Below are 22,381 nucleotides of genomic sequence, written 5' to 3' on the forward strand. Positions count from 1 at the left end.
GACCGGGTGCAGGAACGTGGTGGCCGCGGCGGGCCCGGGAGTCTCCGGGTCCGCCGTTCCGCATACGGGTGTCAACTTTGATTGACGGAAGGCGTCTGTCAATGTAGGTTGACGTCATGACCGAAGCAACGGATCTCGCCGAGCGTGCGGGTGACCGCGATCCGCGGATCGGGCTGCGGGCGGTCTCCGCGCTGCGGAGGCTGCTGGAGCAGCTGGAGGCGGTACAGGTGCGCAGCGCGCGCCATCAGGGCTGGTCGTGGCAGGAGATCGCCGCGGAACTCGGAGTGAGCAGGCAGGCCGTGCACAAGAAGTACGGGAGGCAGTGATGTTCGAGCGTTTCACGAAGGATGCCCGGGCCGTGGTCGAGGGCGCGGTGGGGTACTCCGAGCGGGCGGGAGCCGAGGCGGTGGACGAGGAGCACATGCTCCTCGCCCTGCTGGACCGGGAGGGCAGCCGCGGCTCGTTCGCGCTCGCTTCGCTCGGCGCGGCCGAACGCCGCGGCTCGGTGGAACGGGCGCTTGCCGAGACGCGTCGACGGGGTGGGCTCTCCCGCGCCGAGACGGAGGCGCTGTCCGGGCTCGGCATCGACGTCTCGGAGATCGTCTCCCGGGTGGAAGAGGCCCATGGGGTCGGGGCGTTGGAGACGGGGAAGCGGGGCGGAGCCGGCCGGCGGTCCGGACGCCGGCCGTTCACCCACGGGGCCAAGGAGACGCTGACGCAGTCGCTTCGCCTGGCGCTCGCCCGCCAGGACCGGCACATCGGTGACGAGCATCTGCTGATGGCCCTGACCGTCCGGCCCGGTGTGCTCGCGGAGGTGCTCGCCGATCACGGGGTCACGTACGAGACGGTGACCCGTGTGCTCTACGGCGGCGGGGAGGCCAAGGCGGGCTGAGGCGGCTGCGGGGGACCTCCGTGGTCCCCCGGCCGGAACTCGGGCATCCCGGACTGTCCGGGAGATCCCCGGGCGCCACCGCCGGTCAGCTCTTCGGTGTCCGCAACGCGGCCGCGATGTGTGCCGCCGCCGCCGACAGGTGACGGCGGGTCGCGAGGAGCTGGTCCTCCGTCACCCCGTGGTCCCGGGCCGCGTCGCGGATGTCGTCGCGGAACCGGTCGAGGAGGCGGTCGAGGTCGCGGGCGGGGTCGCCGGTGGAGCTCTCGTGGGCCCAGGAGGGTTCGTAGCCGGCCGGGAAGTCGTCCGGGGTGGCCGAGTAGTCGGGTTCCGGAGCGCGCGCCGAGCCGGATTCCGCCGTGCTCGGGCGGCCGGTGTCCTTTCCGAAGGACTTGCCGAACTCACCCCCGAAGGTCTTGCCGAAGTCACCGAACTCCTTGGCGAGTTCGGTGAGGCCCTCGCGGACCCCCGTCGGCCAGTCCCCACGCGCGAAGTGGTCCTGGACCTGGTCCTGGACCCGCTTGGCCATGCGCTGCATCTCTTCCTGGGCCTGCGCGCGGACCCTCTCCTGTGCCTCCTTGGCCTGGCGGCGGGCCCGCTGGGCCTCGTCGCGGGCCCGCCGGCTCTCGTCCTTCGCGCGCCGGGCCTGCTCCTTCCACTCCTGCTTGACGCGCCGCATCTCCTCCTTCGCGACCCGCCACGACTCCTTGTCGCGGTGGTCCCCGAAGTCCCCGAAGCCGCCCGCGGGGCCTTCATGCTCCGTGGCGTCGCCGGCGTGGCCGTTGCCGCGCCGGGCTTCCGTGGCCGCCGCCCGCATCTCGCGGCGCAGATCGCCCGCGGCGCCCCGCACGTCGGCGCGGATCTCCGCGGCGAGCTCCGCGACCGACTCGCGGATCTCCAGCTCCAGATCGGCCAGTTCGCCGCTGCGGTCGGCCAGTTCGGCGCGGCCCGCGTCGGTGATCGCGTACACCTTGCGGCCGCCCTCGGTGGTGTGGGTGACCAGTCCCTCGGCCTCCAGCTTGGAGAGCCGCGGATAGACGGTGCCCGCCGAGGGCGCGTACAGCCCCTGGAAGCGCTCCTCCAGGAGGCGGATCACCTCGTATCCGTGTCGCGGGGCCTCGTCCAGCAGCTTCAGCAGGTAGAGGCGCAGACGGCCGTGGGCGAAGACGGGAGGCATCTCAGAGCACCTTCTTGTCGGTCGGGCCGTCCGTGGAGTCGTCGGGCGAGCTGTCCTTCGCGTGCGCGGACGGTGACAGGTCCGGCTCGCGCGGCTCGTCCTCCGCCGGTGGCCTGCGGAGCAGGGCGATGGAGCCGGAGGCGGTCACCGCCCTCAGCTTGCCGTTGCCCGCGCCCAGCCGGCCGGTGATCTTCTTGGCGCCCCACTGGCCGGTCACCCGGAGGTCCTCGAAGGCGCTGGAGACGGTGCCGCTCGCGGTGTTTGCCTCCACGTCGGCGTCCGCCGGGTGCGGGAGACGGATGGCGATCTCGCCCGAGACGTTCGTCAGGCGCACGTCGGTGGGGGTGCCCGTGGGGTCGAGGTCGACGATCATCGAACCGCTCACCGAGTCGGCACGCACGGAGGAGCCCGAGGCCTCGACCACGGTCAGGTCGCCGGAGACGGAGTTGAAGCGGAGGTCGCCCGTGACGGCCTGGGCCTCCAGGCTGCCGGAGACGGTGTCCACCCGGACGGGGCCGGAGAGGCGTACGAGTGTCGTGTCGCCGGTGACGCCCTTGACCTCCACCCGGCCCTCCACGCCGGAGACCACGGCGGCGGCGCCGACCACGCCCACCTCGACATGCGTGCCCGCCGGGACGGCGAGCGAGACCACCGCGCTGCGGCGCCAGCCCTTGCTGTCGAGCCACTTGAGGAAGCCCTTCCAGGGCAGGTCCTCGTACGCCACGGTGAGCGTGCCGTCCCGCTGGGTCACCTGAAGCGGGGGCCCCTCCAGCTGGGAGACCTGGAGCCTCGCGGAACCCTCGTCGGTGCCCACGACGTTCACTGTTCCGTTGACGACGCGCACGTGCAGCGCCGTCACGGGGTCGTCGAAGGTGAGCTTCCCCGGCTCTGCGACGGACCACTCGGACATGGTGCAGACCTCCAGACGACCGGTCCCGGACGGGCTCGGACACGGAATCGACGCGCCATATCGCGTCTTCCGTCATTCACGATATATCGCGGATACGGAAAGTCAAGACACCTGTTTCGGTGAGATGCGGGATGCGGGGGACGCGGGATGCGGGGAGACGCGGAGACACGGTGGGACAGGGGGAGTGGCGAGGGGAGCGCGGGGCATGGTGAAGCGCCGCGGGGCGCGACCGCGGGAATGCGACAGCGGGTATGCGGGCGCGGAGGTGCGGGGACGCGGAGATGCGGGGTCACCCGGTGGACGCCGAGCGGAGCGGCAGGTCCCGAGGGCGGGCCCTGGCCGTACGCCGCCGAATCCGTCACAGGGTGTCGGCCGGATGGGCCACGGCCGGATGGGCCACGGCCGGGTGGGCATCGGCCGGGTGGGCCTCGGCCGGATGCCCCACGGTCCTCGCCGTGGGCTTCGCCTACTGAGGGCTGGGGGCACGCGCCGCCGCGGGACCGCGGCCGGACTCTCGTGACGGGGTCGCCGACGACGCGCTCGGGATCACGTACGACCCGCGGCGCGCCCTCGACCGAAGGGCGGGAAGGAGGCCGTCACGCACGGCCGGACGCGACGGGATCTACTCGTCGTCCTCGTCCTCGTCGTCCAGCCGTGCCAGCCACGTCGCCAGCCGCTCCACCGGTACCTCGAAGTCCGGGTTGAGGTCGACGAACGTGCGCAGCTGCTCGGCGAGCCACTCGAAGGTGACCTCCTCCTCGCCGCGCCGCTTCTCCAGCTCCTCGATGCCACGGTCGGTGAAGTACATGGGCGGTGCTCCGGTCGGTGAAAGGGAAAGGGAAGGGAGATGCCGCGGGCCCGGCCCCCGAGAGGGAGCCGGGCCCGCGACGACGTACGGGACGCCGGGTCCGAGACCTAGGCCTCGAACACCTCACGCACCAGCTGCTCCTGCTCGGCCTGGTGCCGCTTCGCCGAGCCCACGGCCGGGGAAGACCCGGCCGGGCGGGAGATGCGGCGCAGCCGCTCGGCGCCCGGGATGTCGGCGCCGACGGCCAGGTCGAGGTGGTCGATCAGGTTGAGGGCGATGAAGGGCCACGCGCCCTGGTTCGCCGGCTCCTCCTGGGCCCACAGGTACTTCTCGGCGTTCGGGTACTTGGCGATCTCCGCCTGGAGCTCCGCACCCGCGAGGGGGTACAGGCGCTCGATGCGGATGATCGCCGTGTCCGTGACGCCGCGCTTCTGCCGCTCGGCCTCGAGGTCGTAGTACAGCTTGCCGGCGCAGAACACGACCCTGCGGACCGCCGCGGCCTCGACCGAGTCGTCGCCGATGACCGGACGGAAGGCGCCCGTGGTGAACTCCTCCGCCTTCGAGGCGGCGGCCTTGAGGCGCAGCATCGACTTCGGGGTGAAGACCACCAGCGGCTTGTGGTGCGGGTTGTGCACCTGCCACCGCAGGAGGTGGAAGTAGTTCGACGGGAGCGTCGGCTGGGCGACCGTCATGTTGTTCTGGGCACACAGCTGGAGGAAGCGCTCGATGCGGGCCGAGGAGTGGTCCGGGCCCTGGCCCTCGTAGCCGTGCGGCAGGAGCAGGGTGACGCCGGACGTCTGGCCCCACTTCTGCTCGGCGGCCGAGATGTACTCGTCCACGACCGTCTGCGCGCCGTTGACGAAGTCGCCGAACTGCGCCTCCCACATCACGAGGGCGTCCGGGCGGGCCAGCGAGTAGCCGTACTCGAAGCCCATGACCGCGTACTCGGAGAGCAGCGAGTCGTAGACGTTGTAGCGGGCCTGGTCGTCGGAGAGGTACTGGAGCGGGGTGAAGTCCTCGCCCGTGACCCGGTCGATCAGGACCGCGTGGCGCTGGCCGAAGGTGCCGCGGCGGGAGTCCTGGCCCGACAGCCGGACCGGGGTGCCCTCCAGGAGGAGGGAGCCGATGGCGAGGGTCTCGCCCATGCCCCAGTCGATCGTGCCGTCCTCGATCATCGCCGCCCGGCGCTGCAGCTGCGGCAGCAGACGCGGGTGGACGGTGACGTTGTCGGGGATGTTGACCTGGGACTCGGCGATCCGCTTGACGACCTCCTGGGAGACCGCGGTCTGCACGGCGACCGGGAACTGCGCCTGCGGGTCCGAGATCTGCACCTCCGCTCCCTGCGAGACGGCCTCGCGGACCTCGGTGAAGACCTTCTCCAGCTGGCCCTGGAAGTCCTGCAGCGCCTGCTCGGCCTCTTCGAGGGTGATGTCGCCGCGGCCGATCAGGGACTCGGTGTAGAGCTTGCGCACCGAGCGCTTCTTGTCGATCAGGTCGTACATCAGCGGCTGCGTGAACGCCGGGTTGTCGGACTCGTTGTGCCCGCGGCGGCGGTAGCAGATGAGGTCGATGACGACGTCCTTGTTGAACGCCTGGCGGAACTCGAAGGCCAGGCGAGCGACGCGGACGACGGCCTCGGGGTCGTCGCCGTTCACGTGGAAGATCGGCGCCTCGATCATGCGGGCCACGTCGGTGGCGTACATGGAGGAGCGCGACGACTCCGGGGCGGCCGTGAAGCCGACCTGGTTGTTGATGACGATGTGCACCGTGCCGCCGGTGCGGTAGCCGCGCAGCTGCGACATGTTGAGCGTCTCGGCGACGACACCCTGGCCCGCGAAGGCCGCGTCACCGTGCAGGGCGACCGGCAGGACCGTGAAGTCCGTGCCGCCCTTGTTGATGATGTCCTGCTTGGCGCGGGCGATGCCCTCGATGACCGGGTCGACCGTCTCCAGGTGGGAGGGGTTCGCGGCCAGCGAGACCTTGATCTGCTCGCCGTCCAGGCCGGTGAAGGTGCCCTGGGCGCCCAGGTGGTACTTCACGTCGCCGGAGCCGTGCATCGACTTCGGGTCGAGGTTGCCCTCGAACTCGCGGAAGATCTGCGCGTACGACTTGCCGACGATGTTGGCGAGGACGTTCAGCCGGCCGCGGTGGGCCATGCCGATGACGACCTCGTCCAGGCGGGACTCCGCGGCGCTGTCGATGACGGCGTCGAGGAGCGGGATGACGGACTCGCCGCCCTCCAGGGAGAAGCGCTTCTGGCCGACGTACTTCGTCTGCAGGAAGGTCTCGAAGGCCTCGGCCGCGTTCAGCCGGCGCAGGATGCGCAGCTGCTCCTCGCGCTCCGGCTTGGAGTGCGGGCGCTCGACACGGTCCTGGATCCACTTGCGCTGCTTCGGGTCCTGGATGTGCATGAACTCGATGCCGGTGGTGCGGCAGTACGAGTCGCGCAGCACGCCGAGGATGTCGCGCAGCTTCATCATCGACTTGCCGGAGAAGCCGCCGACCGCGAACTCGCGCTCCAGGTCCCACAGGGTGAGGCCGTGCTCGGTGATGTCGAGGTCGGGGTGCTTGCGCTGGCGGTACTCCAGCGGGTCGGTGTCGGCCATGACGTGGCCGCGGACCCGGTAGGAGTGGATCAGCTCGAAGACGCGGGCGGCCTTGGTGACGTCGTCGTCGTGGCTGGCGTCGATGTCCTTGAGCCAGCGGACCGGCTCGTAGGGGATGCGCAGCGCCTCGAAGATCTCGTCGAAGAAGCCGTTCTCGCCGAGGAGGAGGTTGGCGACGATGCGGAGGAACTCGCCGGAGGCGGCGCCCTGGATCACCCGGTGGTCGTAGGTCGACGTGAGCGTCATGACCTTCGAGATGCCGAGCTTGTTCAGGGTGTCCTGGGAGGTGCCCTGGAACTCCGCCGGGTAGTCCATGGAGCCGACGCCCATGATGACCGACTGGCCGGGCATCAGGCGGGGGACCGAGTGGACGGTGCCGAGGCCGCCGGGGTTGGTCAGGGAGACCGTGACGCCGGTGAAGTCGTCCATCGTCAGCTTGCCGTCGCGGGCGCGGCGGACGATGTCCTCGTAGGCCTGCCAGAACTCGAAGAAGTTCAGCGTCTCGGCCTTCTTGATGCCGGCGACGACGAGCTGGCGGTCACCGTTCGGCTTCACCAGGTCGATGGCGAGACCGAAGTTGACGTGCTCCGGCTTGACCAGGGTCGGCTTGCCGTCCTTCTCCGCGAAGGAGTGGTTCATGGACGGCATGGCCTTGATGGCCTGCACCATCGCGTAGCCGATGAGGTGGGTGAAGGAGATCTTCCCGCCCCGGGCGCGCTTCAGGTGGTTGTTGATGACGATGCGGTTGTCGAAGAGCAGCTTCACCGGGACCGCGCGCACGGACGTGGCCGTGGGCACCTCGATCGAGGCGTTCATGTTCTTCGCGACCGCGGCGGCGGGGCCGCGCAGCGTCACGAACTCGGGACCGGCAGGGGCCTCGGTCGCGGGCGCGGCCGGCGGCTTCGCGGCGGCCGGAGCGGCCTTCGCGGGAGCCGGGGCCGCGGCGGCGGGCTTCGGCGCGGCGGCCGGAGCGGGCGCCGGGGCCGCAGGAGCCGCCGGAGCGGCCTGGGCCGGTGCCTGGGGCGCCGCAGGGGCTGCCGGCGCGGCAGGCGCGGACACAGCCGTCGTGGTGGTCCCTGCGGCCCCCGCGGCCGCAGTACCCGCCGGAGCCGAGGCGGCCGGAGCCCCTGGCTTGTAGTCGGCGAAGAAGTCCCACCAGGCTCGGTCTACAGAATTCGGGTCCTGGAGGTACTGCTGATAGATCTCGTCGACGAGCCACTCATTGGGACCGAACGCAGCCGCGGGGTTCTTCCCGGCTTGGTCTTCGGTCGAGATGCTCGAGTTACTGGGGGACTGTGGCGACACGGCGGCAACCGCCCTCTTCCGCTTCACAAGGTGATGGACAGCGGAAATAAAGGCTACGCCTCCCTGGACGGGAAGGTCAGGCCGGGCCCGTCCAACGTCGCGCAAGTCACATCGGAAAGCGTGTTTCGGTGAGGGAAATGGCGGGAAACAAGCGAGGTTCCGGACCGGAATGGGTACGTCGATCCGGGGTCGCGGCACGACTCACGCAGCCCTCTGCCTGATCACACGTGTCCACGAGCGCCGGACACGGATGGATCTTGTGGCTCCGGTTCGAACTTTACGTCAACTTGGCAGAGAGGGGAGGCCCGGAAGGGTGACCTGGATCCGGCAGCCCCGCTGGGATTCGGCCACGCCGATCCGGCCGCCGTGCAGATCGACCGCCCAGCGGGCGATGGCGAGCCCCAGGCCCGTACCGCCGTCGCTGCCGGGCCCGTGCGGCGACGGCACCCCGCCGCGGTTGAACCGCTCGAAGACGCGGTGCCACTCCGACTGCGGAATACCGGGGCCCTCGTCCAGGACCTCCAGGGCCAGCGACTCGGGGAGGTCGCCCCGGCGGGCCTTGACGGTGACCCGGCCGTGCGGCGGGCTGTGCTTGACCGCGTTGTCGATGAGATTGGCGACGACCTGGTGGATCCGCTCCGGGTCGGCGTGCGCGGTCAGTTCCGGCGGGGAGACGTCGAGGTGCAGGTGGACGTCGGTACGGGTGTGGCTGCCGGAGCCCGAGGCGAGTCCCCCGCGCGCGGAGGCGACCATGTTGGCCTCCTTCAGTACGCCCGACAGGTACGGCCACACCTCGAAACGCCGCTTCCGCAGCGGTACGACGCCGTTGTCCAGCCGGGAGAGGTCCAGCAGCGTCTCGACCAGCCGGCCCAGCCGCTCCGTCTGCTTCAGGGCCGTACGCATCGTCTCGGGGTCGGCGGCGGAGACGCCGTCCACGACGTTCTCCAGGACCGCGCGCAGGGCCGCGATGGGGGTGCGCAGCTCGTGCGAGACATTCGCCACGAGTTCCTTGCGCTGGCGGTCCTGGGCCTCCAGCTCGTCGGCCATGAGGTTGATCGTCTGGGCCAGGTCGCCCAGCTCGTCGCGGCGGCTGTCGCTGACCCGGCGCGTGTAGTCGCCGTGCGAGATGGACCGGGCGACCGTGTTCATCTCGTCCAGCGGCGCGGTGAGCGAATGCGCCACGAACTGCGTTATCAGGAGGGTGGCGATCATCGAGAAGACCGTGATGAAGCGCAGTTCCGTCTCGGTGCGCACCGCGATCATCAGCAGACCGGTGGTGATGAAGACCGAGACCACGACCAGCGTGCCCAGCTTCGTCTTGATCGAGAAGGGGCGCACGGAGCCCCAGGGCCCGGCGTTCCCGCGCTCTCCCGGTCCGCTCATGAGATCAGCCCCCTCAGACAGGTCCTCGCGCGGGCCCCGCTCAGGGAGTCGGGGTCTCCAGCGCATAGCCCACACCGTGCACGGTGCGGATCCGCTCGGCGCCGATCTTCCGGCGCAGCGCCTTGATGTGGCTGTCCACGGTCCGGGTTCCCGAGGCGTCCGCCCAGTCCCAGACCTCGGCCAGCAACTGCTCGCGGGAGAGTACCGCGCGCGGCGTGTTGGCGAGGCAGACCAGCAGGTCGAACTCGGTGGGGGTGAGGTGCACGTCCTCCGAACGCACCCGCACCCGGCGCTGAGCGTGGTCGATCTCCAGCTCGCCGAGGCGCAGGATGCCGCTGCGCGGCGTCGAGGCCGCCACCACGGCCCGCTCGACCCGGCGCAGCAGGACGTGCACGCGCGCGGCCAGCTCCCGCATCGAGAACGGCTTCGTCATGTAGTCGTCGGCGCCCACGCCGAGACCGACCAGCATGTCGGTCTCGTCGTCGCGCGCGGTGAGCATCAGCACCGGTACCGGACGCTGGGCCTGGACCCGTCGGCACACCTCCAGGCCGTCGAAGCCGGGCAGCATGATGTCGAGGATCAGCAGGTCCGGCTGCCAGGCCTCCGCGGTGTCGACGGCGGCCGGTCCGTCGCCCGCGGTTTGCACGAGGAACCCTTCGGCTCGCAGACGGGCCGCGATGGCGTCGACGATCGTCGGGTCGTCCTCGACCACCAGCACCCGGCGCTGAGCGCCCGGCGTCGCCGCCGTGCCGTTGTGGGATGTGTGGGTCTGCTCCATCGCCCGCCCCTGATGTGTGCTTTCCGGAATCCGTGGGGTGATCCCATGACTGCGCTTGACGCTTGAATGATCCGCGCCAGGGGAGCAGCGTAAGGGCAGTCGGCTGCGCTCGGCTATCCAGGCCCTGTCGCGAGGTGGACGACGTCCGGAACGCCCCGGGCAACCGGGATCTCTTCGGTACGCACCCGTCGGAATCCGGCATTCCGCAAGCTTCCTTCAAATTTGGGAGAGGGCTGGGCCGACCACACGGCGAGCACCCCGCCGGGTCTCAACACCCGCGCGCAGTCCGCGAGTCCGGACGGTCCGTACAGGCTGTGGTTGTCCTCCGTGACGGTCCAGTCGGGGCCGTTGTCGATGTCCAGGCAGAGCGCGTCGTACGTGGCGGATGTCTCACGGAGGTGAGCGGACAGATCGGCCTGCACGATCTCGGTGCGCGGGTCGGCCAACGCCCGCGCGGAGAGCCGGGCCAGCGGACCGTCACGGTGCCAGTCGACGATGGCCCGCTCGCGCTCGACGACGGTGATGCGCCCCCAGCGCCGGTCCGCCGCCGCGTGGGCGAGCGAGAACCCGACGCCGAGCCCGCCGATCAGCACGTCCGGCTCCGGGCGCCCGTCGAGGGCGTCGTACGCGGCGTCGACGAGGAGCCGCTCCGAGCGGCCGTCCGAGGTGTCCATCAGGAAGCACCCGTTGGCGATGATCTGCAGCAGTGCGCCGTGGCGCCGCAACACGACCTCGCCGTACGGGCCTTCCCTGCGGTCGATGACTACGGGGGTGTCGTACGGAGCCGTCATGGCTCCCATCCTGGCAGTGCCCGCGGACGTGCGGAGGGGGAGATCCTCGGCCGCGCGGCGTGATCGATCCTCGGGTGCGCCGCCCACGCTGACGCCCCGGGTGCCCGGGTGCCTGGCTGTCCGGGCGCACGCCACGCGGGGTCCGCCCGGCGACAGCCGGTGCCGCCCGGCTGTCCTTCATACATACGGCCATGCATACGGCCATACATGCGGCCCTGCGTATGGCGACGGCCTCGGCCGCTCGTGCGGTCGCCGTTCCCGGCTGTGGGGTTGCTGTGAATCGCCCCGCGGGTGGCGTCGGTCATAGACAGTGACGCGCGGGACACCCAAGGCTGGGTGGCGACGGAAGGAGCCCTCCACCTTGGACCGGAGCACGACCGCGGCGGCCACGGCCTCCCCGTCCGACGTCACGCCCGAGAACCCGGAAGCGGGCACGTCCGTGCTGGACGGCATGCCGCGACAGCGCGGCGACGCGGTCACGGACCCATCCGCGCCCCGCCCGTCCGCCTCCCGCACCCACCCCCGTGCCCATGCCCTAGCCCGGACGCGCGCGCTACGGCCCTGGCGACTGCTCCCCACCCCCACCGGCACGCCCTTCACCTTCGGATACGCGGCCGTCCTCGCCGTCGTCTCGGTGACCGCCGACCACGCCGCACCCTCTCTCGTCCACGCGCTGCAGCAGGGTTCCAGTACGGACGTGGCGCATCTCGTGCGCCATCCGGTGCTCGTGCTGCTGGCCAGCGCGCTGTGGATCGCGGGCGGCATCGCGTCGATGTACGCGGCCGGGTTCGTGCTCGTACTGACCGCGCTGGAACGGCGCATAGGGGGGCTGCGGGCGGCGGGTGTCTTCCTGCTCGGTCACGTCGTGGCCACGCTGGCCACCGAGGTGCCCGTCGGTCTCTCGGTACTGGCGGGACACCTTCCCGGCAGTTCCCTGCACCGTCTCGACTACGGCATCAGCTTCGGTGTCGCCGCGAGCGTCGGTGCCCTCGCCGGGCTGCTGACGCCATGGCTGCGCTGGCCGGTGCTGATCGGCTTCGCGGGGGTGCTGATCGGCGACCTGATCGCGTTCAGGGACCCGATGACCGACTGGGGACACCTGCTGTCGCTGGCGGTCGGGGTCTCGACCTGGCCGCTGGTACGGCGCAGGCACCGGGCCGGCGCCGGCGGGGGCGGAGGCCGAGGCGCGGGCGACCCCGCCGTCCGGCCGGTCCAGACCTCCGGCACTGTCGCCGCCTAGGGTCGCCGTCCCCCCAGGGGGATGCCCCGCGCGGGAACAGGGCGCCTCATGAGGTGGTTCTTGCGGTAGACCCCGGCCGGGTGCAGTCCCGGCGGACCCGTCGACACCTCGAAGACGACGCTGACCTGCGCGGATGCCCGTCGTCCCGAGGGGTGGCCGAGTGATCGCTCAGAGCGAACAAGCCCCGGGGAACAATCGGGGACTCACATGCATTGAGTCGGTGTAGCTCAACTTGACTGCCGAAGGGAAGATCATGGCTTCGACGTCCACATCGCTCACCCTGCCCGTGCTGCCGCTCGACGACGAGGTCGTGCTGCCCGGGATGGTGGTTCCGCTGGACCTGAACGACGCCGATGTGCGCGCCGCGGTGGAGGCGGCCCAGGCCGCCGCGCGGTCGGAGCCCGGCAAGCCGCGGGTCCTGCTGGTGCCACGCATCGACGGGGCGTACCCGAGCACCGGTGTGCTCGGCACCGTCGAGCAGGTCGGCCGACTGGCCGACGGCGACCCGGGCGCGCTGATCCGCGGCCGTGGACGCGTGAAGATCGGTGCCGGCACGACCGGTCCCGGTGCCGCCCTGTGGGTCGAGGGCACCCAGGTCGACGAGACCGTGCCCGACCCGCTGCCCGGCCACGTCACCGAACTGGTCAAGGAGTACAAGGCCCTCGCCACCAGCTGGCTGCGCAAGCGCGCCGCCTGGCAGGTCGTGGACCGCGTACAGGCCATCGACGACGTGTCCGCGCTCGCCGACAACTCCGGTTACTCCCCGTTCCTGAGCACCGAGCAGAAGGTCACGCTGCTGGAGACCGCCGACCCGGTGGCCCGGCTGAAGCTCGCCACCGAGCAGCTGCGCGAGCACCTCGCCGAGCAGGACGTGGCCGAGTCCATCGCCAAGGACGTCCAGGAGGGCGTCGACAAGCAGCAGCGCGAGTTCCTGCTGCGGCGCCAGCTGGAGGCCGTCCGCAAGGAGCTGCGCGAGCTGAACGGCGACGCCAAGGAGGGCGAGGAGTCCGACGACTACCGGACCCGCGTCGAGGCCGCCGACCTCCCCGAGAAGGTCCGCGAGGCCGCGCTCAAGGAGGTCGACAAGCTGGAGCGGTCCAGTGACCAGTCGCCCGAGGGCTCCTGGATCCGGACCTGGCTCGACACGGTGCTGGAGCTGCCGTGGAACGAGCGGACCGACGACAGCGGTGCGTACGACATCCAGGGCGCCAAGGCCGTTCTGGACGCCGAGCACGCCGGACTCGACGACGTGAAGGAACGCATCACCGAGTACCTCGCCGTGCGCAAGCGGCGTTCCGAGCGCGGGCTCGGTGTGGTCGGCGGGCGGCGCGGCGGTGCCGTGCTCGCGCTGGTCGGACCGCCCGGCGTCGGCAAGACCTCGCTCGGCGAGTCCGTCGCGCACGCCATGGGCCGGAAGTTCGTCCGGGTCGCCCTGGGCGGCGTCCGGGACGAGGCCGAGATCCGCGGCCACCGTCGTACGTACGTCGGCGCCCTGCCCGGCCGCATCGTCCGCGCCATCAAGGAGGCCGGGTCCATGAACCCGGTGGTCCTGCTGGACGAGATCGACAAGGTGGGTTCCGACTTCCGGGGCGACCCGGCCGCGGCCCTGCTGGAGGTCCTCGACCCCGCGCAGAACCACACCTTCCGGGACCACTACCTGGAGGTCGAGCTCGACCTCAGCGACGTGGTGTTCCTGGCGACGGCCAACGTGCTCGAAGCCATCCCGGAGGCCCTGCTCGACCGTATGGAGCTGGTCAGGCTCGACGGGTACACCGAGGACGAGAAGGTGGTCATCGCCCGTGACCACCTGCTGCAGCGGCAGCTGGAGCGGGCGGGTCTGGCGAAGGACGAGGTCACGCTCGACGAGAGCGCGCTGCGCAAGCTCGCCGGGGAGTACACCCGGGAAGCGGGCGTCCGCAACCTGGAGCGGGCCGTCGCCCGGCTGCTCCGCAAGATCGCGGCACAGCACGAACTCGGCGAGCGGGAACTGCCGTTCACGGTGACCGACGCCGACCTGCGCGGGCTCCTCGGACGGCCGCACCACGTGCCCGAGTCGGCCCAGGACCCGGCCGAGCGCCGTACCGCGGTGCCCGGTGTCGCCACCGGTCTGGCGGTCACGGGCGCGGGCGGTGACGTCCTCTACGTGGAGGCGTCGCTCGCCGACCCGGAGACGGGCGCGGCGGGTCTGACCCTGACCGGTCAGCTGGGTGACGTGATGAAGGAGTCGGCGCAGATCGCGCTGAGCTTCCTGCGGTCGCACGGAGCCGAGCTGGAACTGCCGGTCGGCGACCTGAAGGACCGGGGCGTGCACATCCACTTCCCGGCGGGCGCCGTTCCCAAGGACGGTCCGAGCGCGGGCGTCACCATGACGACCGCCCTCGCCTCGCTGCTCAGCGGACGGCCGGTCCGTACGGACGTGGCGATGACCGGCGAGGTCTCGCTGACCGGCCGGGTGCTGCCGATCGGCGGCGTCAAGCAGAAGCTGCTGGCCGCCCACCGGGCCGGGGTGACGACGGTCGTGATCCCGAAGCGCAACGAGCCCGACCTGGACGACGTCCCCGCCGAGGTCCTGGAGAAGCTCGACGTCCACGCCGTCACGGACGTCCGGCAGGTGCTGGAGCTGGCGCTGACCCCGGCGACCAGCGGTGCGACCCCGGAGGTGTCGGTGGCGGCGTGACGGACGCCGCCGGTACGTCCGGACGGGTAAGGCCCGGGCCCGTGAGGGAGCCCGGGCCTTCCCCTGTCCCGGCGGTCACCCGTTGGCGAGCGCCTGCACCCGGTCGAGCGCGCCGTTGAACCTGTCGTGGTCACCGACCGTCGGTCCCGACGACGTGTACTGCCACATCGTGTAGAGGGACCAGCCGGCCGGAAGCGTGCCGGGGTCGGAGGCGTAGCGGGCGATCCACAGCGGGTCGGCGGCGGCGAATCCGCCGTAGTTCCCGGTGCAGTCGCTCCACCAGCTGGTGGCCGTGTAGATCACGGCGTCCCGCCCCGTGCGCGCCCTGTACTGGGCGAGGAAGGAGCTGATCCAGCTGACCATCGCGCTCTGCGTCTTGCCGTAGCAGGCGGCGCCGTACGGGTTCCACTCGATGTCGAGCACGCCCGGCAGCGTCCTGCCGTCACGGGACCAGCCGCCGCCGTGGTCCACGAAGTAGTTGGCCTGGGTGGCGCCGGTCGTCGTGTCCGGGGTCGCGAAGTGATAGGCGCCCCGGATCATGCCGACGTCGTACGAGCCGTTGTACTGCTGGGCGAAGTAGGGGTTGGTGTAGTACGTCCCCTCGGTCGCCTTGGTGTAGGCCCACCTGACCCCGCTGCTCCACAGGGTCGACCAGGCGACGTTTCCCTGATGGCCACTGACGTCCACGCCCTCCGTCTGGGTGGCGTCACCCGTGCTCGGCGTGCCGCTCCGGCCGTCGTGCGCGAGGACGCCCATGCCCAGATGGGCGGAACCGCGGGCCGGGGCGGGGTCGGAGGCGGTGGGGGAGGAGGGGGTGACGCCCCGTACGGGCGCGGCCGGGAGTGCGGGCGACGCCTGGGCCGGAGGAGCGAGGAGGAGGGGGAGGAAGAGCGCGGAGAGGGCTGCGAGCAGCGTCCAGGCCCTGGACAGGCGCCCCGGTGGGGGCGTGGTGCGGCTTCCGGATCCGTGCGCGGGCATGTCGTGCCTCCGAGGGGATCGGTGGTGCACGGTGGGGGGAACACTGGCGGACCGACGGCATCGCCCCCGACGCCCGTGGGGGCCAAGTCCTCGTCGACTTGTTGATGGCGTGCGCATGCCAGTATTTGTCTGTCAGAGAAGCTAGGCACGGGGAAGGCCGCGGGGAAGAGGGCCCGGAGGCTGCCGTTGGTCTATGCCTGCGAAATACTGGCGGAGCTGCGGCAACGGCGACTTTTGGCAGAAACTTTCAGGATCGGGAAACCGGGTCAGGGGTGCTGACGTGCACGAGGGCGCAAACGGCGACGGGCGTCGTGTCGAATCCGAGGCGTCGGAAAATGGTGTGGACCAGGAATTCCCGGCGCTGGAGCGGGAGTTGACCGTGTTCCTGCGACGCGCCCGGGCCAATTCCGGTGAGATGGCCCGCGAGGTGCACCCGGATCTGGAGTCCTCGGCGTACGGACTCCTCTTCCGTCTGGAGGAGTGCGGCCGCCAGCGCGCCACGGAACTGGCCGCCTACATCGGGGTCGGCAAGGCCACGATGTCCCGCCAGCTCCGCGCCCTGGAGGAGCTCGGCCTCGTCGCCCGCGAGCCCGACCCGGCCGACGGCCGCGCCTGGCTCGTCCACCTCACCGAGGGGGGCCGGGACCGCTTCCGCCGGGTCCGGGAAGCGAGACGGGCACGGTACGTCCGCGAGCTGGCCGGCTGGGACCCGCACGAGGTCGCCGAACTCGCCCGGCTGCTGCACCAGCTGAACCAGGGCATGGAGAAGTAACGGTCGCTCCGCGGGTGGACCAGGGCCCGCAGGTGCCGCGTTGCTCCGCGGGTGGTCGTCCGTCCCGTGGGTGCCGTCCTGTTCCGTGGGTGCCGCTCTGTTCCGTGGGTGGTCCGCCTCCGGGTGGGTGGCGTGTTGTCTCCCGGGCGCCCCGCCACGTGGGCACGTCCGCCATCTGTGGGCTGCAGGGCGTCCCGTGGGTACCGCGCTGCTCCATGGGCTCCCTGCCCGGATCGGCGGACGGTCCGCCGTCTCGTGGGGGTCCGCCGTCCAGCGGCCGGTCCGCGGCCGGTCCGCGACGCCGCGCACGTGAGGAACCCGGCGGGCGCCCCCGGCGGGCCCCCGCGACGGTTCGCCGACCCCGAAGCTCGGGCGCGCCGTCCGTCGCGTCGCGCGGCGGGCCGTCCCGCGCGCGGCGCCCCCGTTCAGTACTCCACGAACACCACCGTCGCGTCGTCGTGCGTCTTGCTCCGGCGCAGACGCACCCGGTTCTCCGCGTCGTCGCGCTCCAGCGTCCGTACGCGGTCGACGAGAGCCTGCCCGCCCTCCTTGCGGAGGAGGGTGAACAGCTCGCGCCAGTCGCCCTCCTCGAACTTCTCGACCCAGCGGGTCGCGCCGTCCGTGAGGGCGGCCAGCGCGCGCACCTCCGCACGCGGCAGCACGCCCGTCACGGCCCGCGCCGCCACCGACGGATCCGCCGCCGCCGTGAAGAAGCCCCCCTCCCTGTTGCGGACCGTCGCGTCGGCGATCGCGTCCGTGGCGAGCCAGGCGCGCGGGACCAGGTCGAGGCGGCCGTCCAGGACCGGTGTCACCTCCCCGGCGGGGGACTCCAGCAGCAGGGCCGAGTCCGACAGGACCAGGTACTCGACCAGTTCGGCGGACCACCGTGCGACCACCACGGTTGCCTGCGGCGTACGCGGGTGAGAAAGGTCACAGGAGCCGGCGTGGGCCTCGGCGGTGCGCCGGATAGCCCGGGAAAGGATCTCCGACAGGGGTAGATCCCGGCGGAAAACGGACAGTTCGGTCAGGGATCCGCCGAGCCGCGCCGAGAACCAGGCGACGGAATGAAGACATCCGTCGTCGCCGGGCGGGGGCGTCACGCCGTCGAGGAGGACCAGTGAACCCCCCTGTCCCGAGGCCGGAAGCCCGACCGCTGCGAAGTCCTCATTGGGGCGGCCCGGGTCGCCCGGTTCGGAAACGAGTTCGGTGCGCATCCAGCCAGTCTGCACGAGCTCTTCACAAGGTCCACGAAAGGCTGGCAACGGGCGCCGAACGGGTACGGACCCGCAGCTCAGCCGCCTGGTTTGGCATGGAATGATCGACTCCGGGAACGCGTGGCGGCGAATACTGCCAAAGCCCGCCGCCGACGTCCAACCGGCCCGCCGCGCAAGGGGGGCGCACGCGCCAGAGGAACTTGCCCGCCAACTCCCGTCCGGGGTTCACTCCTTCGGGTGGCGGGTCAGATGATGCGGGACCACTGCCCACCGGCACTGGGAGGGTCGGGAGCCGATGGGGGGTACCCCCTGCACACGCCGAGTCGAAGGCGTGCGGAGGGCGGACACCTTCATTGACGGAGCGTCACCCGGGCCCTTGGGTACACGAGTCAGGAATGCGAGCACCGGTGCAGAAGATGCGGTCTCGGCGCACAGGCAGGCAGTCGGCCCCCGAGGGGGGCGCGGAACGCACGCCGGGGGCCGCGGGGGACACCTCCGCGGGCAAGGGCCGCGCCGCTCACGTGCGCAATCGGCTGATCGTCGCCGTGGCGGTCGTCGCGGCCGCCATCGCCGGCGCCGGCGCCCCCACGGTCATGGCGGCCTCCGAGCAACTCAACGACTCCCAGAACCTGGTGACGCTCGCGCAGCGGACCCAGGAGGCGCTGACGCTCGCCCACGCGCTGGCTGACGAGCGCGACGACGTCACCACGTACATCGCCGCGGGCCGCCCCAAGTCCAAGGCCCCCTCCGAGCAGCGCAGCGCCCGGGTCGACCGGCAGGTCACGGAGCTGCGGGCGGACGAGGACGCGCCCGCCGTGCTGCTGAACGACCTGGACGGCATCGGCACGGTCCGCAGAGCGGCGCTCACCGGCAAGAGCGGCGCTCTCGAGACCCACGACGCCTACTCGGCCGTCATCACCGAACTGCACGGCCTCGCCGAGGACCTGGCCGAGCGGCTCCCGCCCCGGGCGGGCTCCGACGCGCACTCCCTCGCCGAGCTCGACTCCGCCGTCCAGCAGTCCGCCGCCGCCCGCGGACTGCTCCTCGCCGCCCTCAGCATCCCGCGCACGACACGGACGGTCATCGACCCGCTGACCGGCCTGCCGACCACCACGAACAGCTCGTCGGACGCCGGCACCAAGCAGCGCGACGCGCTCAGCGCCGCCGCCCAGCAGGCCGGGCTGCGCTCGGAGGCGGCCCTCGCCGACTTCCGCGAGACCGCGCCCAAGGCCGCCAGGGACTCCTACGACTCGACGGTCACCGGTCCGGACGTCACCGCCGCCGACAAGTACCTCGCCGGTCTCACCGACCAGCCCACGTTCTCCGACGACGAGCTCGACACCAGCACGAAGAAGGCGGACGCCGCGCTCTCCGCCCGGGTCGAGCTGATGCGCGGCGCGGAGGCCTCCCTCTACGACCACCGCACCAAGGACCTCGAACTGCTGCGGGACGACGACGTCACCGCGCTGGAGGTCCGGATCGCCGTGATCGGCGCCCTGCTGCTGGTCGCGGTCGGCGTCTCGATGGCGATGGCCCGCACGCTCACCCGGCCGCTGGCCGTGCTGCGGATCGGGTCGGCCCGCCTCGCCGCCGACCCGGGAGCCGGGGAACCGGTCAGGTTCACCGGCCGCGACGACGAGTTCGCCCAGGTCGTCCGTTCCGTCAACGCGCTGCACGCGCACGCCGCCGGGCTGCACGAGCGGCTCACCACGCTCGAGGCGGACCGCAAGCACCTCGTGGGACAGCGCCGGCTGATGGCCGACGAACGCGACCGGCTGCGGGCCGAACTCGCACAGGCCGCCTCCCACTTGGAGCAGGTGCGCGGCACCATCCACGGGACCTTCGTCAACCTCGCGCTGCGCACCCTCGGCCTGGTCGAGCGGCAACTCGGTGTCATCGAGGGGCTGGAGGAGCGCGAGCAGGACCCGGAGCGTCTCGGCACGCTCTTCAAGCTGGACCACTTCGCCACCGTCATGCGGCGCCACAGCGAGAACCTCCTGGTCCTCGCCGGGCACGAGCACGTCCAGCACCACGCGGGCCCGGTCCCGCTGGTCGACGTCGTGCGCGCCGCGGTCAGCGAGATCGAGCGGTACGAGCGGGTCCGTATCGCCGCCCTGCCGCCGCACGCCCACCTCGCCGGCTACGCCGCGGACGACCTCTCGCACCTGCTGGCCGAACTCATGGAGAACGCCTCGTCGTTCTCGCCGCCCGACCTCCCCGTCGAGGTCTCCGGCTGGCTCCTGGAGAACGGCGAGGTGATGCTCTCCGTGCAGGACGAGGGCATCGGGATGGCCGCCGAGCGGATGACCCAGCTCAACACCCGCCTCTCCGCATTCGACCCGGACGACGCGTACGACCAGGAGAGCGGGGACGGACTCGGGCTCGGCCTGTACGTGGTGGCGCGGCTCGCCCACCGGCACGGCGTACGCGTACAGCTGCGCGAGCAGAAGCAGGGCGGGACCGCCGCGGTGGTCGTCCTCCCGAAGGCGCTGCTGTCCGCGTCCCCCGCCGGCACGGTGCCCTCGACCACCCCGGTCCCCGGCGCCGCCCCCACGGTGACCCTCCCGGGGGCCGCCGCCGAGGTCAACTCCAACGTCCTGCGCGGACGTTCGGCCCTCAAGGCGGCCGTCCCCGCCGCTCCGGCCGGGGACGAGGACCCCTTGATAGCCGCGGCGGAAGAGGCCGTACGCGACGCCGGGGCGCAGGATTCGCCCGTACCCGGTCAGACGGCCTCCGAGACCACGATGGTCCTGGCGCCGGTGCCGCCGGCCGACGCGCCGGTACCGCCGCCGCGCGGCCCGGTCACGCGGACGGACGGACCGACGGTGCCCACGGACGGTCGCGCGACGACTCCGGCGGACGGTCCCGCGGCGGCGGCGGACGGACCCGGCGCGGCCACGGCGGCTCCCGCCCCGCACACCGTGCCCTCCGCCCGGACCGCCGGCGACCCCTACGCCATCGGACCCGACGTCCACGACCGCGCACCGGACGACGAGCCGGAGCGGGTCACCGACAAGGGCCTGCCCAAGCGCACACCGAAGATCTCCGCGCCCGCGCCTGCCCCCCGGGCGCGTGCCGGCGGGGTGGACGCCGAGGCGCTGCGGCGCAGGCTCGGCGGCTTCCACCGGGGTGCGACGGAGGGCCGCCGCGACGTCGAGGCGGAGATCGCCGAACAGACGGCACAGACACGCACCCCCGGCGCGCCGGACGGCCCGGCCACCGCACCGCACTTGGCACCGGACGCAGTAGACGCATCGGGGGGCACAGTCGAGGAGGCAAGCAGTTGACCGCGCCCAGTACCTTCGGTCTGAGCAGTGAAGCCCGCAATCTGCACTGGCTGCTGACCAACCTCGTCGAGGAGGTGCCGGGACTGCTGTCGGTCGCGGTCGTCTCCTCCGACGGCCTGCTGCTGCTCTCCTCCGACCCCGGCAGGAACGCGGAGGCCCGCACCGGGACGGAGCAGCGCCCCACCGGCCCCAAGGGGTCCGCCGCCGACCTCGCCACCATCGTCTCCGGCATCGGCAGTCTGACCATCGGCGCCGCGAAGCTGATGGAGGCGGGCGGCGTCAAACAGACCATGGTCGCGATGGACGACGGCAGTCTTTTCGTGATGTCGATCAGCGACGGCTCGCTGCTCGGTGTGCACGGCGCCCCGGACTGCGACATGAGCGTGGTGGCGTACCACATGGCGCTCTTCGTCGGCCGCGCCGGCCATGTGCTGACCCCCGAACTCCGCAGCGAACTGCGCCAGTCACTAGAAGCCAAGCCGACGGGGAGTGCCCAGTGAGTTCTTCCTCCGCGCCCAAGCTCCCCGTACGCGGCGGCGACCGCAAACCCGCCCGGGTCCGCCCATACTCGCTCACCGGTGGCCGTACCCGCTTCGGGCACGTGCTGCTCGTCGAGACCTTCGTGGCGGCGCTCGACGCCCCCGAGGAGCGCAGGGAACTGACGAACGGGTCGCTCGAGACCCGGGTGATGCCCGAGATGCGGGCCATCGTCGAACTCTGCCGCCGGATGCGTACGGTGGCCGAGATCGCCGCCCTCCTCAGGATGCCGCTGGGCGTGGTCCGCGTGCTCCTGAGTGACCTGGCGGACCAGGGAAAGATCCGCGTGTACGGAACAGGTCACGGCCCGGGACAGCCGGACCGCGCTCTGCTGGAAAGGGTGCTGAATGGACTCCGTCGTCTCTGAGGGCGCGCCGCGAACCGCCTTCCCCGCCACGGCTCCGATGCCACTGGCCCCGGTGCCGCTGTCCGGGGCGGAGTCCGACGAGAACCTCCAGGCCTGGCAGACGGACCGCAGCCGCGCTCCGATCGCCACCAAGATCGTGGTCGCGGGCGGTTTCGGCGTGGGCAAGACCACGCTGGTCACGGCGGTCTCCGAGATCACGCCCCTCCAGACGGAGGCGCTGATGACCCAGGCCAGCGAGGACACCGACGACCTCAGCGCGACACCGGAGAAACTGACCACCACCGTGGCCATGGACTTCGGCCGCATCACGCTCGACGACGACCTGGTGCTCTACCTCTTCGGCACGCCGGGGCAGCAGCGCTTCTGGTTCATGTGGGACGACCTGGTGCGCGGCGCGATCGGCGCGGTGGTCCTCGCCGACACCCGCCGCCTCAAGGACTGCTTCCCGGCGCTCGACTACTTCGAGAGCTGCGGACTTCCGTACGTCGTCGCGGTGAACCACTTCGACGGCAGCGAGCCGTTCGACGCCGCCGACGTGCGCGAGGCCCTCACGGTGCCTCCGCACATACCTGTCATGATCATGGATGCCAGGCGTCGGATCTCGGTCGTCGAGACGCTCCTCGCGCTGGTGGGGCACGCGCTCGACGTGAGCCCCGAATAAG

General features: G+C 71.6%; 18 protein-coding genes. 9 read left to right on the forward strand and 9 right to left on the reverse strand.

The features are described 5' to 3' along the window. Positions 1 to 116: 116 nt before the first annotated feature. Both OHB41_RS30595 and OHB41_RS30600 read left to right on the forward strand, forming a co-directional pair. The gene (locus tag OHB41_RS30595) at positions 117 to 326 is read left to right on the forward strand and encodes a helix-turn-helix domain-containing protein (protein WP_148010429.1); all 210 of its coding nucleotides are present in this window, start codon (positions 117 to 119) and stop codon (positions 324 to 326) included. Continuing rightward, a complete protein-coding gene (locus tag OHB41_RS30600; RefSeq protein ID WP_266701318.1) occupies positions 326 to 892 on the forward strand; it encodes a Clp protease N-terminal domain-containing protein in 567 nt (188 codons plus the stop codon). The genes OHB41_RS30595 and OHB41_RS30600 overlap by 1 nt, the downstream gene beginning before the upstream one ends. An 85-nt stretch (positions 893 to 977) precedes the next feature. Here OHB41_RS30600 and OHB41_RS30605 read toward each other — a convergent pair whose 3' ends face one another. From OHB41_RS30605 to OHB41_RS30635, 7 genes are all read right to left on the reverse strand, one after another. Beyond that, on the reverse strand, positions 978 to 2,066 hold the full coding sequence (locus tag OHB41_RS30605) for a PadR family transcriptional regulator (RefSeq protein ID WP_266701319.1): 1,089 nt from the start codon (positions 2,064 to 2,066) through the stop codon (positions 978 to 980). 1 nt (position 2,067) lies between these two features. After that, on the reverse strand, positions 2,068 to 2,976 hold the full coding sequence (locus tag OHB41_RS30610) for a DUF4097 family beta strand repeat-containing protein (RefSeq protein WP_266701320.1): 909 nt from the start codon (positions 2,974 to 2,976) through the stop codon (positions 2,068 to 2,070). A gap of 622 nt (positions 2,977 to 3,598) precedes the next feature. Beyond that, positions 3,599 to 3,784 (reverse strand): DUF6104 family protein, encoded by a 186-nt coding sequence (locus OHB41_RS30615; RefSeq protein WP_007266501.1) that lies wholly within the window; start codon positions 3,782 to 3,784, stop codon positions 3,599 to 3,601. 107 nt (positions 3,785 to 3,891) lie between these two features. After that, the gene (locus tag OHB41_RS30620) at positions 3,892 to 7,695 is read right to left on the reverse strand and encodes a multifunctional oxoglutarate decarboxylase/oxoglutarate dehydrogenase thiamine pyrophosphate-binding subunit/dihydrolipoyllysine-residue succinyltransferase subunit (protein ID WP_266701321.1); all 3,804 of its coding nucleotides are present in this window, start codon (positions 7,693 to 7,695) and stop codon (positions 3,892 to 3,894) included. Between the two features lie 282 nt (positions 7,696 to 7,977). After that, a complete protein-coding gene (locus OHB41_RS30625; RefSeq protein WP_266701322.1) occupies positions 7,978 to 9,078 on the reverse strand; it encodes a HAMP domain-containing sensor histidine kinase in 1,101 nt (366 codons plus the stop codon). 40 nt (positions 9,079 to 9,118) lie between these two features. Beyond that, positions 9,119 to 9,856 (reverse strand): response regulator transcription factor, encoded by a 738-nt coding sequence (locus OHB41_RS30630; protein WP_054236710.1) that lies wholly within the window; start codon positions 9,854 to 9,856, stop codon positions 9,119 to 9,121. Positions 9,857 to 9,969: 113 nt separating this feature from the next. Then, entirely contained in the window at positions 9,970 to 10,647 is a 678-nt protein-coding gene (locus tag OHB41_RS30635; protein ID WP_266701323.1) for a spermidine synthase family protein, read from the reverse strand. Positions 10,648 to 11,008: 361 nt separating this feature from the next. Here OHB41_RS30635 and OHB41_RS30640 point away from each other — a divergent pair, with 361 nt between their 5' ends. Together OHB41_RS30640 and lon are read left to right on the forward strand one after the other, a co-directional pair. Then, on the forward strand, positions 11,009 to 11,887 hold the full coding sequence (locus tag OHB41_RS30640; protein WP_266701324.1) for a rhomboid-like protein: 879 nt from the start codon (positions 11,009 to 11,011) through the stop codon (positions 11,885 to 11,887). Between the two features lie 253 nt (positions 11,888 to 12,140). Next, positions 12,141 to 14,564: an endopeptidase La gene (lon, locus tag OHB41_RS30645; RefSeq protein WP_266701325.1), complete on the forward strand. Its 2,424-nt coding sequence runs from the start codon at positions 12,141 to 12,143 to the stop codon at positions 14,562 to 14,564. Between the two features lie 75 nt (positions 14,565 to 14,639). On the opposite strand, the gene OHB41_RS30650 is transcribed toward lon, so the two are convergent. Then, complete coding sequence (locus tag OHB41_RS30650) at positions 14,640 to 15,542, reverse strand: lysozyme (RefSeq protein WP_266701326.1); 903 nt, start codon at positions 15,540 to 15,542, stop codon at positions 14,640 to 14,642. A 280-nt stretch (positions 15,543 to 15,822) separates the two neighbouring features. On the opposite strand from OHB41_RS30650, the gene OHB41_RS30655 reads away from it, so the two are divergent. Then, entirely contained in the window at positions 15,823 to 16,314 is a 492-nt protein-coding gene (locus OHB41_RS30655) for a MarR family winged helix-turn-helix transcriptional regulator (protein WP_266701327.1), read from the forward strand. A gap of 425 nt (positions 16,315 to 16,739) precedes the next feature. Here OHB41_RS30655 and OHB41_RS30660 read toward each other — a convergent pair whose 3' ends face one another. Continuing rightward, complete coding sequence (locus OHB41_RS30660; RefSeq protein WP_266701328.1) at positions 16,740 to 17,528, reverse strand: protein phosphatase 2C domain-containing protein; 789 nt, start codon at positions 17,526 to 17,528, stop codon at positions 16,740 to 16,742. A 395-nt stretch (positions 17,529 to 17,923) separates the two neighbouring features. On the opposite strand from OHB41_RS30660, the gene OHB41_RS30665 reads away from it, so the two are divergent. Genes OHB41_RS30665 through OHB41_RS30680 form a run of 4 tightly spaced genes read left to right on the forward strand, consistent with a single transcriptional unit; the run spans position 17,924 to position 22,380 of the window. Continuing rightward, on the forward strand, positions 17,924 to 20,815 hold the full coding sequence (locus tag OHB41_RS30665) for a sensor histidine kinase (RefSeq protein ID WP_266701329.1): 2,892 nt from the start codon (positions 17,924 to 17,926) through the stop codon (positions 20,813 to 20,815). Next, entirely contained in the window at positions 20,812 to 21,315 is a 504-nt protein-coding gene (locus tag OHB41_RS30670; RefSeq protein WP_168530199.1) for a roadblock/LC7 domain-containing protein, read from the forward strand. The genes OHB41_RS30665 and OHB41_RS30670 overlap by 4 nt, the downstream gene beginning before the upstream one ends. Beyond that, positions 21,312 to 21,719 (forward strand): DUF742 domain-containing protein, encoded by a 408-nt coding sequence (locus tag OHB41_RS30675; RefSeq protein ID WP_266701330.1) that lies wholly within the window; start codon positions 21,312 to 21,314, stop codon positions 21,717 to 21,719. The genes OHB41_RS30670 and OHB41_RS30675 overlap by 4 nt, the downstream gene beginning before the upstream one ends. Further along, positions 21,700 to 22,380, forward strand: a complete 681-nt coding sequence (locus OHB41_RS30680; RefSeq protein ID WP_401799630.1) for a GTP-binding protein — start codon at positions 21,700 to 21,702, stop codon at positions 22,378 to 22,380. Before OHB41_RS30675 ends, OHB41_RS30680 begins: the two co-directional genes overlap by 20 nt. Position 22,381: the final 1 nt, after the last annotated feature.

The organism is Streptomyces sp. NBC_01571, assembly GCF_026339875.1.
Lineage (GTDB): Bacteria > Actinomycetota > Actinomycetes > Streptomycetales > Streptomycetaceae > Streptomyces.

Coding starts and splice junctions, on each gene's coding strand:
- lon (WP_266701325.1), top strand. CDS start 12,141: ATGGCTTCGACGTCCACATCGCTCACCCTGCCCGTGCTGCCGCTCGAC.
- OHB41_RS30635 (WP_266701323.1), bottom strand. CDS start 10,647: ATGACGGCTCCGTACGACACCCCCGTAGTCATCGACCGCAGGGAAGGC.
- OHB41_RS30605 (WP_266701319.1), bottom strand. CDS start 2,066: ATGCCTCCCGTCTTCGCCCACGGCCGTCTGCGCCTCTACCTGCTGAAG.
- OHB41_RS30680 (WP_401799630.1), top strand. CDS start 21,700: ATGGACTCCGTCGTCTCTGAGGGCGCGCCGCGAACCGCCTTCCCCGCC.
- OHB41_RS30625 (WP_266701322.1), bottom strand. CDS start 9,078: ATGAGCGGACCGGGAGAGCGCGGGAACGCCGGGCCCTGGGGCTCCGTG.
- OHB41_RS30615 (WP_007266501.1), bottom strand. CDS start 3,784: ATGTACTTCACCGACCGTGGCATCGAGGAGCTGGAGAAGCGGCGCGGC.
- OHB41_RS30660 (WP_266701328.1), bottom strand. CDS start 17,528: ATGCGCACCGAACTCGTTTCCGAACCGGGCGACCCGGGCCGCCCCAAT.
- OHB41_RS30650 (WP_266701326.1), bottom strand. CDS start 15,542: ATGCCCGCGCACGGATCCGGAAGCCGCACCACGCCCCCACCGGGGCGC.
- OHB41_RS30630 (WP_054236710.1), bottom strand. CDS start 9,856: ATGGAGCAGACCCACACATCCCACAACGGCACGGCGGCGACGCCGGGC.
- OHB41_RS30595 (WP_148010429.1), top strand. CDS start 117: ATGACCGAAGCAACGGATCTCGCCGAGCGTGCGGGTGACCGCGATCCG.
- OHB41_RS30600 (WP_266701318.1), top strand. CDS start 326: ATGTTCGAGCGTTTCACGAAGGATGCCCGGGCCGTGGTCGAGGGCGCG.
- OHB41_RS30610 (WP_266701320.1), bottom strand. CDS start 2,976: ATGTCCGAGTGGTCCGTCGCAGAGCCGGGGAAGCTCACCTTCGACGAC.
- OHB41_RS30665 (WP_266701329.1), top strand. CDS start 17,924: ATGCGAGCACCGGTGCAGAAGATGCGGTCTCGGCGCACAGGCAGGCAG.